We start from the raw sequence: 14,734 nt of genomic DNA on the forward strand, positions 1-14,734 counted from the left end.
CAGCGTAGGTCGAACATCCTTGAGAAAAAAGTGTAAAGTAATATTGACAATATCAGTAATTCCCCCGAAACTTCAATGTAGTAATTCGGTTCTTGCATTTCTATTTCCGCTGCATTTTCAAAAGTAATATTGAATTGCGGTATATCGGTTTCCTGTACAAAAGCACCTGAAATCAAAATCCCGCACTTAGCGCAATGTATCCTGATGGGGTGTTTGGGCAAATAGCCTACTTGCGTGCGAACTAATATCACACTACCGCAAACCTCACATTTTATGTATGTTCGATGTGTCATACCTAACGACCCCCAATTATTATGTCACTAAATTATATCACACCCTTTCCTCTAAAAACAGGGCAAAGGCGGCAAATAACGCCGCCAATCGCCTTTTTTCTACTCGCCACCCAGGGTATTTAGATAGTCGATGGCCTCCGCGATAATATCTGCCATGCCCTCAAGCTTCAAAAAGTATTCCTCCAGCGCACAGCGGAGGCAAGTGCTTTCCTCGTCGTCCATGTTAAAGACAACTTCTGCTATCTCCGCCAGTTCTTTTTTCCGCAAAGCGTGGAGGTCGGCCTTGACGCCAAACACAAGGTATCTGCCGGGGATATTCATGCCCGCAAACAGTTCATCCGCAATCTGGCTGTAACGGATAGGGCTTCCCGGAAGTTTTCCATATCCTCGAGATCGTTCACCTTACCCGCCGTGAAAGCGAGCTGATGGAGCAGGCCGTAAAGGTGTACCTCCTAGTCTATATGTTGATGGTAGGTATCCTCGGCAATCAGATGCACTTTTTCATTATTCATAGTCAGTTATCTCATTTCATTTCTTCCGGTTTCGTCGTCATAATGCGGTAGAGCTCGGTATCCTGCGGGAACTTATCCACAAAGGGAAGAATGACGTTGCCATAAAAAATGAGGCCCTCACCGGACTCTGAATGGGTTACATAGGATAATTGTTGCGGGGAGATATTAAGCTGCTTTGCGAGTATCTCCCGATCTCCCGCCGCCTGGTTGAGCATATACACGAAATCCGAGTTTTCAAAAATGTTCTCCACTTCACGGGAGGCCAAGAGGTCCTTGCAATTTTGCGTGATGCCTGTCGGGATACCGCCCCATTTGCGGAAGCGTTTCCAAATCTCCACCGAGTAGGCGGCTGTCTGTTCTTCTTTGAGCAGAAGATGAAACTCGTCCATGTAGTACCGGGTGGCCCTGCCCTCGGAGCGGTTGAGCGTTACCCGGTTCCATACCTGATCTTGAATGACGAGCATACCGAGTTTCTTTAGCTGTTTGCCGAGCTCTTTAATATCAAAGCAGACGAGGCGGTTTTCAATATCCACATTGGTACGGTGATTGAAAACATTGAGGCTGCCCGACACATAGAGCTCCAGGGCGGAGGCGATACGGGCGGCCTCCGGCTCCGGCTGCCGCTTCACTTCCTCATGGAGATCGCCTAGGATCGGCATATTTTCAGGGTGAGGGTCGGCCAAATATGCCCGGTACACGTTGCGGGTCGCCCTGTCGATTACGGTTTTTTCCACCGGCTCCAGCCCGTTCTTGCCGCCGACAACAAGCTCACAGAGGGAAAGGATGAAATCACTCTTTAAGGCAAGGGGGCTGTCATCCTCGGAGTAGTTGAGGTTTATATCCATAGGGTTCACATACTGATTGCTTGTGGGAGATATGCGGATAACCTGTCCGTGGAGGGTTTCCACCAGAGGAAAATATTCCGCCTCCGGATCGCAGATAATAATATCGTCAAGCGTGATAAGGAACACATTGACGATCTCACGTTTTGCTGAAAAACTCTTGCCTGAGCCGGGAGTCCCAAGTATCAGGCCGTTAGGGTTCTTCAACCTTTTTCTGTCCGCCATTATCATATTATTGGATAAGGCATTGAGCCCATAGTACAGGGCTTCGCCGGATTGGAAAAGCTCCTGGGTGGTAAAGGGTACGAATATGGCGGTGCTGCTTGTGGTAAGGCCCCGCTGGATATTGATTTGGTTGAGGCCCAGGGGCAGGGATGACATAAGGCCCGCCTCCTGCTGGAAGTCAAGCCGTGTCAAAGCACAGTTGTATTTCTGAGCTACGCCGGAGGCCTGGAACACGGCATTATCCAGTTTCCGTTTTGTATCCCCGAAATTGAGGACAAGGAAAGTGAGCAGGAACATTCTTTCATTCCGACTTTGCAGTTCATGGAGCAGTTTCTTCGCTTCTCCGCCATAGGTCGCAAGATCGGAGGGGATTATATCCATATCATAGCCGGAGCGAACCGCTTTCTTTTGCTCCACTATCTTCATGGCGTCCAGGTCGGTAATCTTGCGCTTGATGGTCTTGATGGCCTCATTCTGGTCGATACTGCGGATATGGAGGTTTACCATGATACCGTCCTCCGCCTCCATGAAGTCGGCAAGCATACGGTCATTCAGCTCCGGTGCCAGGATTTGCAGAAAGGATACAGCGCCAAACTTCTTTCCGATACGCAGTTGCCGCGCCTGCCCAAAATTGAATGAGGGCGGGGCAATATAATCCTTGACGGACAGGCCGCTTTCCGGGAGCCAGTCCCATTCAAAAGCGAAACGCTCCCCATCCGGGTGAAAGATACCGTGAAGAACGGAAAGCCGCTGCCATCCATCCAGTACCCTCGCCGCCGCACCCATCATTTTGAATTGATTGAGCGTGTCGGCCTCAATACGCCCCAGGCGGCTTCTGGCTGCCTGAATGTTCTCCGCCTCTATGGTAAGGGTGAGAAACTTTGTTTTGACGAGGCCGTTGTTGCCACGGGCAAGCTGCCCCTGGAGCATGGCGGTATACTCCGCCCGGATACCGTCAAAATCATCCTCCTGGGGCGGGATGGATATGGTCTTTTGCAAATCCTCCTTGTTGGCGTACCGGCTGATAAGGGAGAGCTGAATACCGATAGAGGCGTCATAGTAGTTGTAGAAGTCACAGAGATTTTCAAAAACCGCCGTTTTATCATCCGCCCCCGCAAGCTGATAATTGACGTCCTCAAACTCGATACACTTCGAGTAGGATTTATTACTGAGCTTGCAGAGCCCGTCCGGGTACATCACTTCAAACGGAATACTGTCCTGGGCGCTATGGGGCTTTTCGTCGCCTTTGGCCCTGCGGATGGCCGTTTCAATTTCCCGCTTTTCTTTGCGGGTGAGCTTTCGCTTTGCCTGATTTGACAATCGCCTTTACCTCCTTTTCAAGATTGCGCTGCCGTTCTAAAACGGCATAAAAGTTATTGGTCTGATAGGGGCGCTCCTTTGGGAGCAGAAACTTTGTGCGGATGAAGTGTTTTACATACACCTCCAGGGTGAGGCCGTTCCGCTCGTACATGGCAAGCAGAAAAAACGGGAGCATGACAAGGATCATCACAAATGCCGCCGTGGTCGTTCCGGCGCTGCCTTTGAGCAAAAAGAAAAGTGGTACTCCGATCAGTACCGCCGGGGAGAAACATGCAAGCTGCCGCTTTGTCAATCCGAATAGCACCTTGCTTTTTACTTTGGTGAGGTCTTTGGGTACAGTTACATAGGCCAATCAAAACCACCTCCTTATGTGCGCAAGCCCATTATCAATGGGCTGTAAACAGGCTTTTCGCCATGCTGCCCGTTTTGAACAATGTATAGCAGAGAAGCACCGTGTAGCCCATACAGGTCCATATCGCCCCGGTTATGTCGCTGCCTATGGCGATAGTCTGAACAAGCACCGCATATATCCCCACGCAAACCATAATTAAAAATGCCTGGAAACCCAGGGCGAACAGGGATTTTAGGTAGTTCTGGCCCATACCGCCCCATTCCCGGTTTATCATGGTCGCCATAGGGATAGGCCCGATTGAGGTTACAAGATATATCTCAATCATGCGCCCGTAGATGACGAGGAAGATACAAATGGAAAGTATCTTCATGGTAAGGCCCACAAAGATACTTTGAAACCACAGCCCCAAAAGGCTCCCGATACTCCAGCTTTCAAGCGTTGTTTCAAGATTTGCTATCGCGCTCGTTATGTCAATGCCCGCGTCGGAGATAATCACCCCGGCGCTCTGATTTACCACATACTGCGTTAGATCAAACACGCCCATGATGATATTCCAGGTATTCGTTACGAGCATAACGGCGATCATGGTCTTAAACACCCACTTGAAAAATATCCAGGTATCCACATCATGGAGGCTGTTCTTTTCAATCACAATCTGGATAAGCTCATAGCAGGCGACAAAGGTCAGAATAATACCGGCTATGGGGAGAATGACGGTTTCAGAAAGACTCTGGATCATGCTGAATATGCCGCCATTCCAGCCGGAAGGCGTCATGCCAACTTCTCCGGCGATTTCGCCCACTTTGGTATTCACCGTATCGAACATCCCCGACAGGTTGCTTGCGATACCATCAATGAGCAGTTCCTCGAACCACTCTTTTATCATATGGATTATCAATTACCATAGCCTCCTTTCCCGCAGCCCTCCCGCTTCATGCGGGAGGGCTGCGGAGGGATGTGCGGCCCACGGATTAACCAAACAGACCGGAAAGCAGAGGTACAAGGATCATGCCGATCAGCGCAATACCGCCGCCCGCCATGAGCTGCTTCATCCCCTGACTTTTGGCGCCGGGGTTATCATTTCCATAGCCCTCCAGGAGATTGATAACCCCCCAAATTGCTAATCCTGCGCCCAGAGCGATAACAAGGGTTTGCAGTACATCTACCGCGCTATTAAAAAATGCCATACAGTTTTCCTCGCTTTCGTTTAATCAGATTTTTGGGTTTCCTCTATGTCCAGTTCGTACAGGTCAAAGGGCTCGTCCGGCTTTAGCAGGACGGGTTTCCTTTTCATGTACCGCTCAATATCAAACTCATTTCTTTTGTCGGCGTCGGCAAGGTATTTGTAGTTCGGGTGCTTCGTAATATCGTATTTATCCGAGAAGAACGGCCTCACGCCCCGCACCTGGAGAATACACTTGCCTCCGTCCATCACCGCCAATTCGTCCTGGGTCATCAACTCCTTTCCTAATTTCTGATAATTGAGGCCGTGGGAAACCTGCGTGCCCCGGTTTTCGGAAGTGTTGAAGCTGTCTATGGTCTCCTTGCCAAGCACCTCCGAGATTTCCTTGAGCGTGGATTTCTCCTTGCCTCCCAGGAACAAGGTCGTATCGCAGTTTCCAACGATGGTATCCGCGGCGTCCTTGTAGATGGACTTTAATTGAGACTGGCTTTGCAAAATAATAGAAGCCGAGATTTCCCGGCTTCTGATGGTGGCTATCAATTTATCGAAATTGGGTATCTGTCCGATATTGGCAAACTCGTCTAAAATGCACCTCACATGAACAGGCAGCCGCCCGCCGTACACATCATCCGCTTTGTCACACAAGAGATTGAACAACTGGCTTTGCAGAATAGCGATAACAAAATTGAAAGTCGTATCCGTATCGCTCATAATGAGGAACAGGGCGGTTTTTCTATCGCCCAGGATATCAAGCTCCAGCTCGTCATACTCCATCAAATCCCGCAGTTCCTTTATGTCAAAGGGGGCGAGGCGGGCGCCGCAGCTTATGAGGATGGAGGAGCGGGTTTTTCCGGCGCTGAGTAAAAACTTCTTGTACTGCCGGACAGCGAAATGCTCCGGGTCTTTTTCATCCAACTGCTCAAACAGAATATCCACGGGGCTTTGAAACTCGTCGTCATCCTCTTTGGCTTCTGAGGCGTTGATAAGATCAAGCATGGTAATGAAGTTCTGTTCGTTCTCCGGGGCCTCATACCAAATATAGCCGATCAGAGCGGAATAAAAAAGGCGCTCCGCTTTCACCCAAAAATCTTCACCGGCTTTTTCTCCGTCTCCTTTGGTGTTCATAATGATGGTGTTTACCAGCTTCAAAATATCCTTTTCGCTGCGGATGTAGGAGAACGGATTATACCGCATGGATTTCTTGAAATTGATGGTATTGAGCACCTTTATTCGGTAGCCGTTTCTTTGGAGCAGCTTGCCGCACTCCACAAGGATAGTGCCTTTCGGGTCGGTGCAGACATACGATACGGGATACTCTTTTGACTGGCATTGCATGAGGTTTGGCTTACAGAAAAATCTTGTTTTGCCGCTGCCGGAGCCGCCGATCACCAAAATATTTTTATTTCTGGCGTACTTCGGCTGCTTCGGGCGGCCCTGCATAGTAATCCGCTCCGTCTGCGTCAGGATGATATTATTCTGGAAAACGGGGTCCATGTAGGGTTTAATATCCTCCGCCTTGCCCCACCTGGCGCTGCCGTACTCCATGCCCTGGCGGTATTTCTTAGCGTTCCTGCCTTTGAAGTACACCACAAGCCGGATAATAACGGCCCCGGCAACACCAATACAGAGATCAAGCGGATGGAGCGAAAGCCCCATACTTTGGAAGGTCGCCGAGAAACCGCCGCCCAAGTTCAAAACCTTTGCGGAAATATCGGCGCCGCCAGCCAGCCGGAAAGCCTGGCCCAGTTTATCGAAAAGCCAGATGAACAGCACATAGGGCAGGTTCGGGAGAATGATTTTTTTAATATTTATAGCTCTGGCCCCCTGTCTTTGGCCTTGACTTTCTCCCGCTGCAAGGTTTTCTGTTTCGCTTTCTCCCGCGCCTGGGAAAGCAGCTTGCGGATAGAAGGCTTTTTCTCACGGTTCAGCTTCAAAGCCGAAAACTCACGGAAAGCCTCGGTCATTACGTCAATGTCCTTGCCCTTAAAAAACATAAGATAGCGCGGGATTGTGCCGCCCTCGATCTTCTTCACATGGTAGTCCAGCCCATGTTTCTTAGCGATAGGGTCAAAAGCCCTGATATTGTCGTCGGTGATTTCAATATTGGTGGCCTTTTCGCCGGGCTTCATAAGCTGCCGCAAGGTCTGTTTGCCTCGGATGGGCTTATTCCGCTGCTTCTGTATTTGCCGCAAAAGGAGCTTGATGGCCTTTTGCAGAACAGAGGCGGTCAGCTTCGTTGTCTGGATAGATATAGCTATGGTTTTTTGGGTTACTTCTTCCTGCATGGCTACCTCCTTTCACCGCTGCCGTACAGATCATGGTTAACAAGGGATGAATAGTAATTGCCAATGGTAGAGGGTGCGTTGAACAGCGCCGCAAGCAAATATTTTTTGATATTGCGGACATAGGTGGTGTTGGCCGCCATACAGTCAAGCACATACTGGATATGGCTGCTGTCCAGCTTTAACAGTCGGGATTTTACCACCTCGGCGGGGAAGTCATCTCCGGCTATGCGGATGGTATCTCTTGCGGAGCAAATTGTATCTACAAGCAGTTCCACGATTTCATCCAGACGATCACGGTCAAGTTTGCGGTCTTGAATGAGAATGTCATAGTCGGTATTCTCTAAAATGATTTCACGGTATGACTCCCTCATATCCATTCCTATCCCATCCGCCGCCTGCGGCTCATAAGGATTTGATTGGATATGATTTGATGGTTCTGTACTTGATAAATCAGTTATTGATTTTTGGCTACTTGATTTCTTAGGATTTAATTGTGCGGGATTTTCCTGTTTAGGGGAAACCTGTTTAGGCTTTCCCAAGACTGGATTATCCCGTTCAGGTAAAGGCGGTTTTGGCTGCTCCAAAATAGTATATTCAATCGTGGTGAGCTGCCCTTTGGGATTTCGGATACGCTCACGGATGATGTACCCGTGTTCTTCCAGTTCCTTTATCGTGGCACAAATGCTATCCACGCCATCCTTGCAGATATGGGCGAGGCCCTTTGTGGTATAGTCCCAATCCTCCGGCAAAGAGAGCATAAGGGAGAGAAGCCCCTTTGCTTTCAGCGAAAGCGCAGTATTGCGTAAATGATGGTTCGCCATCACCGTATAGTCCCTGGTCTTTTCTATACGGAATACTGCCACATGAACCACCTCCTTTCTTAAAAATGGGCGCAAAAAACGCCATAGGTATTGTCCTATGGCGTTGATTGATATATTTTTTGAGCGCTAATTCATGTCATCAGTAGTCTTATTTTTGTCTTCTAAGTCAATATCTACTTGAATACCTAAAAGCTTGCTTTCTGGTGCATCGTCATTCAACTCAAGTATAATGCGATCCTGAATAATTTCGGTATATTCTTTCTCCGACATTAATGACTTAAATGAGGTTAGCGCATCCTCGTTGATAGAACAAATATATTGAAAGCCTTCCTGATTACAGATTTCAAAAACCATTCTAAATAGTGTTTCACGTTGCCGATGATCCATGTTAGCAAATAATCTGCTGTCGTGAGCCAAAAACCCAATTTTGCTTTGCTTACACGCTAAGAGGAGCAAATCAAAACAAAAAATGCGGACTTCATTTACTCCATCAGAAGAATCGTCTTCAATGCGTGCATCTAATGTATACCTTAGCATATTCTCGCCAGAATTGTTTTTGAGGACTAGCCCACTTCTCTTTTTAGGATAAAACCTTTTAGCGAAACTCCAATACTTATTTCTTAGGTCTGACAAACATTCGTTTTCGCTTTCAAGGTATACATCTGTTTCTTTATCTTGAGCGATCATTGTTGCCTTAATATCCAATTCTGTATCTCGATAAGCTTTTAATATTTTCTGATACTCTTGGATACGGTTTAATTCACTTTGTGAGGAAGCTAGTTGTTTTGTAAGGGCTGTATATTCTTCCAAGGCCCCATGAGAGTCCAGAAAACTAAGCAGTTCATCCATTTTCTGACCCAACTCAAATATTTCTTCATCTATCCCCTTTAATTCTATTTTATGTCTGTTCAATTCTTTTCTAAGACGGGTATTCCTTGTGTTCAGCAAGTCATTATGGAATTGAATCACATCCCCAATACTCTTTTTAACCATATCAGGGATTTCTACTTGGGCCGCTTGATATACGCCCATAAGCTTTTCTTCTTTTACTTGTGCAGATTCCTTGAAAGCTTCCTCAATGTTTTTTATGTAATTACTTATTAGGACACGACGGTTTTCGAGGACTTTTTTGCGATAACTTTTATCATCAGCCTCTTTTTCTAATTCATGGTAGTTATTTGAAACTTTGAACTCAGATATCTCTTTCTCAAGTTGTTGAATGTTGTATTCTAATTCGGTTACATCGAGCTCTGCATCATTTTTCCCTAAATAGTATTGCCTAAATAAAGGATCTTTTTTAATAGCTTTTTCCGTTGCACTAGCAGCAGTCTGCTTGTCTCGTAATTCTTTCTTGCTGATTATCAAGTCAATATCAATACCTAACAAATAACAGTTGTTAATTAATTTGCTATAATCAGATTCCTTAGGAACAAAAGTATCAAAAGAAGAATAGCATGAGCGATAGCGTCTTATAAACCTGGAGAATAGTGTATTCCAAGTCATATATTTAGGGTTTTCAGTTATGCCAAAACACAATTCAAGCATTTTTTGTCTTACTGCTTTAGGCTGAGTAGTTTCGCCACAAAAGATTATTTTGCTCTGCTCATTTGTGCTGCGTTTTGAAGAATACTCTTCTCCATCTACTTCAAACTTAAGAGTAAACTCCCAATCAGGAAGTTTTTGGGTAAATGAATCAATCCTATTGCAACCTAAACAAAAATGTATGAGATGTAAGGCAAGTGATTTCCCAACGCCATTATAAGTGTTCCCATCATTTGTATTATTGGGGGCAATTTGCTTGCCAACAATAATATTCAACCCATTATCAAATAATATTGGGTGAAAAGAGGGCTTATTTGCTCTTAAACTAATGAGCCTCATAACACAATAGCCCCCTTTCGTTTTTTCTGATAGCTCCAATAATATATAGATAGTCTAGTGCTATAATAAACTGGTCGAAGGAAAACTTGATCGGATATTGATTATTAGCATAAGAATCTTTGTAATATTGCCATAATTCGTCTGGCGATATCGGGTTAGACAGATGTTGTAATAAAAAAGCGCCAAAACCAAAATATGATTCATACATGGATACTTGCTTTTTGGGTAAAATCACAATTTTCCTCCTCTCTACATATTATTGCGGTTCTTCAAAAATATCGCAGCTTGAAAAGTAAAATGACATAAGTACCTGGATGCTTGATTGAATAGCTAGTGTTTTTTTAGGACACGCCTGCTCAAGTATAAAATAATACCTACAGTCTGCAAAACTCTCCTCTGTTTCAGGTATTTGTTCTTTTGCTTGCTCATATAAAGCATGAAACTTTTTCTGTAAAACTTCTTTTATCCCTGGATTTTCATTGAAGTAGTGTGACAGCAATCCCTCTTGGTAACTGCCAATGTTTAATTGATTTTTTACAATATTACTTAATCCATTAAAAACTATCTTCTCATCAAAATCTGGTACTACTAAGCTATCTTTATAAGGAACAGGTATCTCAACCCTCATAAGATAGGTCACAGCTTCATTAAGTGCCTCAAATTCAATAATAGGTAATATTTCATTAGGGATAAACCCAATGATATCTTGCATAGAATACTCGTCAAATTTATCAAATATTTTCTCTAAATTATGGGCCGAGAAAGTACTTATTTCTATTTCTTTATATCTGTCATTGTTATTTAGTTCTATCGCCATTTGAATAATAGGTGCGGGAATTCCAGCATATTTATCATTTATTACGAAAAAGAACTTTTTGATTGGGCAGATACCATTCCAACTGTCATACAATCCGTTAAAATCTTCTTCCAATTTCTTTACGCCTTCATTTATTGTTCTATCCTTAGTTATGTCGTCAGGCGAAAAAACTTGATAATACGTACCAGTTGTTCGATCAAATCCATCATTTTTTCTATCACCTATATTTCCATAGGCTTTTACAGGTTGAAATTCTGGATATGCCTTTGTCATAACAGAAACGAAGAAATCCTCAAACTGCTGCCCTTTATATTGCAAAATTCTATTGCGAAAAATTATTTTAGCAATATATTGTTCAGCTCTTTCCATCAGACTCATTCCTTTCTGGACCTTGATATGTCGAATACAGTATAGCATAACTTGAGCTACTATAACAGACTTTTATTCTCTATAAAAACCTAAATGAAAACGCCATCCGTTAGGCTTGTCTGCCTTTGGGATAGCCTTTTCTTGTGGTTATACGATTTACACGTTATGATTTATTGGGTCTAAACCCTTGAAAACATAGGCTTGGTTGCGATTGAGCATAAATGAGTGTACCCACAGGTCCCACAGGTCCGCAGGGCATTCAGGGTCCTACCGGCAACACCGGCGCACAGGGAGTGCAAGGCCCCACCGGCAACACAGGTTCCACAGGCGCACAGGGCATTCAGGGACCTACCGGCAACACCGGCGCACAGGGAGTGCAAGGCTCCATCGGCAACACAGGTTCCACAGGCGCACAGGGCATTCAGGGACCTATCGGCTCAACTGGTAGCACAGGTGCACAAGGCATCCAAGGTCTCATCGGTCCCGCAGGTCCTCAGGGCATTCAAGGCCCCGTTGGCGCTACCGGCGGTACGGGAGCACAGGGCATCCAAGGTCTTATCGGTCCCGCAGGTCCACAGGGCATTCAAGGCCCCACCGGAGACACAGGAGCTACGGGAACCACGGGTCCAACCGGGCCTTCAAGTGGAAATAATACGTATATTGAAACCGGGACGCTGGGAACAATCAACGCCGGAATTTCTTACAATCAAGGCGGAGGAAACAACGAGGCCTTTGCCGCGCTGATATTTGACTGTGGCGCTGATAAAGTTGTCACGGAGATTGCAGCCTACATTACGCAAGTAGGTGCGCGTACGGGCATCTTCCAAATGGCGATCCTACTGCCCACAAGCAATAGTCAGGCGGAGGTCGTTGCAGTAACAAACACAGTCAATTCTATTTTCGGAGGGATTTTTGTAATCCCGCTCACTACATCGGTTACACTCAGGGCCAATACATCATACTATCTGGCGGTATATAATCAGGTTAATGCAGCAATCATCGGCGGATTTACTGCGGGTGCATCAATAGGGGGAGACGCGCCTCCAATCAATTTTAGAGTGCAAAATCTGTCCGGTTTCAGGGTCGGTCAGAGTATCAGCACTGGCGATACAAGTCAACGTTTATCGCCTTGGCTGTATTCGTGTTAAGCTGGCTTTCAACCTTTTATCTCATCGGCAGCATTTGTGCGTCAAGGTTTTAGTTGTGGTGAGAGCGTAAACAGTCAGTTGAATAGAAAAGAGATAAAGCGATCGGCAGCAGAATTGCAGCCGATCGCTTTATTTCGTAAAGGACACAATGTTATTGGGTGTACAGCCAATCCTTATGCCAGCTTTTCCAAGGTGGCCATTGTGACGCTCTTGTCCTTTTTCGGAGAATCTCCGCTTGCTTTAATATTTTCCCGTCTTGTATGCAAGGCTCATGTGGTTATCATGCCCTTCTGCCGGCAGCGTTGGGGCCTGTGTTTTTTCTTCGGCCGGATACGCAGAAAACTGTTGCGTATCAGCGAGCTTAAACTTACTAACCTCATGCTGCAAGGTCTGGGCCTGGGCTGCCAACTCCTCGCTGGAAGCCGAGCTTTCTTCCGCAGTAGCGGCATTTGTCTGTACCACTGCCGAAACCTGTGACAAGCCTTCGTTAATCTGTTCAATCGAAGCTGCCTGCTCGCTGGTGGCGGTTTCAATTTCGCGAATAGACTGTACAGCCAATTCCGCTTTTTCAGAAGCCTCTATCAGGCGTTTTAACGTGTCCGCAGCCAGTTTTTCTCCTTCGGATACAGTTGCAACTGATTTTTCAATCAGCGAAGCCGTTTGCTTGGCTGCTTCCGCAGATTTTGCCGCAAGGTTGCGCACTTCATCGGCTACCACAGCAAAGCCCTTTCCGGCGCTTCCGGCGCGCGCTGCTTCCACAGCGGCATTCAGCGCAAGAATGTTGGTCTGGAAAGCAATATCCTCCACCAACTTGGTGATTTTGGAGATTTCCTGGGAAGTCGTACTGATTTCCTGTATGGAGGTGTTAAGCCGCTGCATGTGGTCGTTACTCTCTGTGATATCATTTTCCGCCTGTTCAACAAACCTCACAGACTTTTGAACATTTGTAATGTTCAGTTCCGCTTGCTGGGTTACGCTTGTGATAGAAGCGTTTAACTCTTCAACAGTTGCCGCCTGTTCTGTGGCTCCGGCTGCAAGGGCCTGCGCCGCGGCGGATACCTGATCCGCACCAGAGTTGACTTCTTCTGAGGTTGTGTTAATCAACAGTAATGTACGATTGAGGTTTGAGGAAATCAATTCTATTGCTTTCCTGATGGCAACAAAGTCCCCAGCATATTCGAGATTCATAGAAATCCGCATATCTCCGCGTGACATCTGCCCCAGCTTTTCTGATATGTCATGTATGTAGCTTTGCAGAGAGGAGATGGTTAAGCGCATTGCATCGGCCAATACGCCCAACTCATCGCCGGACTGATAGGTAAGTTCAGTATCCAAATTTCCCCGGGACAATTCGGAAGCAATCTGCGACATGCTTGTAAGGGGCTTTGCAATTGCTTTTCGGATGTAAAGAGTAAGAGCCGTAGCAACCAAAATTAAGAGAATCACCACGCCCAGAATTGAGAAAATAGTAGTGGTATTCAACGCGGCATTTATTTTCTCAATTGATACGCCTGTAAAGTAAATTCCGATAGCATTTCCGTCGCTGTCGATAATCGGGGAGTACACCGTAGCATAGGGCGTCCCCAATATATCTGCATTTCCCTGATATTCAATTCGGTCTTCTAACACTGTCTTTGAGATCTTAGAATCCAGCTTTGTACCGATTGCACGCTGTCCATCTTGAATGACGGTGGTGTTAGCACGCTCGTCACCAATAAAGATAGTAAATTCATTCCCCGTCATTTCTTTCATGCGATCAACAAAGGCGGGGTCCACCATAGAGTAGCCGGTTGATACGACACCTATGGTCTTTCCCAATGCGTTTTTAACAGGTGCGCCAGTTCGGATGCTTAATTTAATTTCATTGCCCAGATCAACATGAGAGGTAATTTCTCCGTCGAGTGCCATGGAGATATTCTTCTGTGAGATAACAGAATCGCCGGTTTGATCGCTGTGCGTACGTGCGATAGCAATTCCCTGCGCATTTGATACAGTGACAAAATCCACGTCCAACCCCATCGCAGTACTTGCCTCTGCTGCTGCGGACCTTATGGCGGCTGCATCACCACTTTCTACTGCAAGAACCATGTTTTCGTAGCTGGCCATAGAGGTTGCTGCTCTTACGGAATCCTCCTGATAATCCTCCAAAACAGCTTGCATCGTATGGAGTGCGGCATTACTCCGCTCCTCATTGGCTTGCTCAATCAGACGATAACTGCTGATTGACATATAGGTAACGGTCAATGCACCTACAAGTAAAATTCCGCAGGTAGCAAACAGTGACAGTTTAAATCCGACTCTTTTGGTGAATGAAATTCCTCTGCTTTTTTGCATATTTCTGTTGCCCGATTTCAGGGCCTTGGGTTTCATCTTCATGCAACCGAATCCTCATTTCTTATTTTGATTTACGCCTCTGTAATAGCAGCAATTCCAGACTGAGGAGTCTGAAATTCCATTTTGGGATTTGTCCCTGTTTTGACTTTTTAAAAATCTCCTTTAAGTTTCATTACAATTTTTTGAACCGCATGCTAGAATAAAATTTGCGTGTTTACTTTATAATATAATAATAGAGTGAAATAAACGGTTGCATTTGTCACAGTTTATTTGAAACCATGCGTAAGATAGCTTTTCCCCTGAATTACAAAGCACTTTTGGCAGGAGTGACCAGAGAATTGACGGCACATTC

Annotated in this window: 13 protein-coding genes and 1 pseudogene; 1 reads left to right on the forward strand and 13 read right to left on the reverse strand. The window is 45.9% G+C overall.

Annotation, left to right across the window (positions count from 1 at the left end; translation table 11 throughout):
• The 12 genes and pseudogenes from RTU96_RS14290 to RTU96_RS14340 form a co-directional block, all read right to left on the reverse strand.
• Positions 1 to 293: pseudogene (locus tag RTU96_RS14290) on the reverse strand (hypothetical protein); the annotation flags it as partial.
• Positions 294 to 392: 99 nt separating this feature from the next.
• Positions 393 to 515, reverse strand: coding sequence for a hypothetical protein (locus RTU96_RS14295; RefSeq protein ID WP_312637322.1), 123 nt, complete (start codon positions 513 to 515; stop codon positions 393 to 395).
• A 301-nt stretch (positions 516 to 816) separates the two neighbouring features.
• Positions 817 to 3,192 (reverse strand): VirB4-like conjugal transfer ATPase, CD1110 family, encoded by a 2,376-nt coding sequence (locus tag RTU96_RS14300; protein ID WP_397357121.1) that lies wholly within the window; start codon positions 3,190 to 3,192, stop codon positions 817 to 819.
• Positions 3,140 to 3,544, reverse strand: coding sequence for a PrgI family protein (locus RTU96_RS14305; RefSeq protein ID WP_312637323.1), 405 nt, complete (start codon positions 3,542 to 3,544; stop codon positions 3,140 to 3,142). Before RTU96_RS14305 ends, RTU96_RS14300 begins: the two co-directional genes overlap by 53 nt.
• Before the next feature lie 34 nt (positions 3,545 to 3,578).
• The gene (locus RTU96_RS14310; protein WP_312637324.1) at positions 3,579 to 4,442 is read right to left on the reverse strand and encodes a VirB6/TrbL-like conjugal transfer protein, CD1112 family; all 864 of its coding nucleotides are present in this window, start codon (positions 4,440 to 4,442) and stop codon (positions 3,579 to 3,581) included.
• Positions 4,443 to 4,515: 73 nt separating this feature from the next.
• Entirely contained in the window at positions 4,516 to 4,731 is a 216-nt protein-coding gene (locus tag RTU96_RS14315) for a Maff2 family mobile element protein (RefSeq protein WP_312637326.1), read from the reverse strand.
• A gap of 20 nt (positions 4,732 to 4,751) precedes the next feature.
• The gene (locus RTU96_RS14320) at positions 4,752 to 6,539 is read right to left on the reverse strand and encodes a VirD4-like conjugal transfer protein, CD1115 family (RefSeq protein ID WP_312637335.1); all 1,788 of its coding nucleotides are present in this window, start codon (positions 6,537 to 6,539) and stop codon (positions 4,752 to 4,754) included.
• Entirely contained in the window at positions 6,536 to 7,012 is a 477-nt protein-coding gene (locus RTU96_RS14325) for a PcfB family protein (RefSeq protein ID WP_312637327.1), read from the reverse strand. The genes RTU96_RS14320 and RTU96_RS14325 overlap by 4 nt, the downstream gene beginning before the upstream one ends.
• A gap of 2 nt (positions 7,013 to 7,014) precedes the next feature.
• Positions 7,015 to 7,875: a DUF6017 domain-containing protein gene (locus RTU96_RS14330; protein WP_312637328.1), complete on the reverse strand. Its 861-nt coding sequence runs from the start codon at positions 7,873 to 7,875 to the stop codon at positions 7,015 to 7,017.
• 84 nt (positions 7,876 to 7,959) lie between these two features.
• A complete protein-coding gene (locus RTU96_RS14335; protein WP_312637329.1) occupies positions 7,960 to 9,714 on the reverse strand; it encodes a DUF2326 domain-containing protein in 1,755 nt (584 codons plus the stop codon).
• Entirely contained in the window at positions 9,701 to 9,949 is a 249-nt protein-coding gene (locus tag RTU96_RS14820; RefSeq protein ID WP_397357124.1) for an ABC-three component system middle component 6, read from the reverse strand. Before RTU96_RS14820 ends, RTU96_RS14335 begins: the two co-directional genes overlap by 14 nt.
• A 21-nt stretch (positions 9,950 to 9,970) precedes the next feature.
• Entirely contained in the window at positions 9,971 to 10,900 is a 930-nt protein-coding gene (locus tag RTU96_RS14340; RefSeq protein WP_312637330.1) for an ABC-three component system protein, read from the reverse strand.
• A gap of 221 nt (positions 10,901 to 11,121) precedes the next feature.
• Here RTU96_RS14340 and RTU96_RS14345 point away from each other — a divergent pair, with 221 nt between their 5' ends.
• Positions 11,122 to 12,048: a hypothetical protein gene (locus tag RTU96_RS14345; protein WP_312637332.1), complete on the forward strand. Its 927-nt coding sequence runs from the start codon at positions 11,122 to 11,124 to the stop codon at positions 12,046 to 12,048.
• Positions 12,049 to 12,288: 240 nt separating this feature from the next.
• On the opposite strand, the gene RTU96_RS14350 is transcribed toward RTU96_RS14345, so the two are convergent.
• Positions 12,289 to 14,424: a methyl-accepting chemotaxis protein gene (locus RTU96_RS14350; protein WP_312637333.1), complete on the reverse strand. Its 2,136-nt coding sequence runs from the start codon at positions 14,422 to 14,424 to the stop codon at positions 12,289 to 12,291.
• Positions 14,425 to 14,734: the final 310 nt, after the last annotated feature.

This window comes from Oscillibacter sp. (assembly GCF_032018205.1).
Classification (GTDB): domain Bacteria; phylum Bacillota; class Clostridia; order Oscillospirales; family Oscillospiraceae; genus Oscillibacter.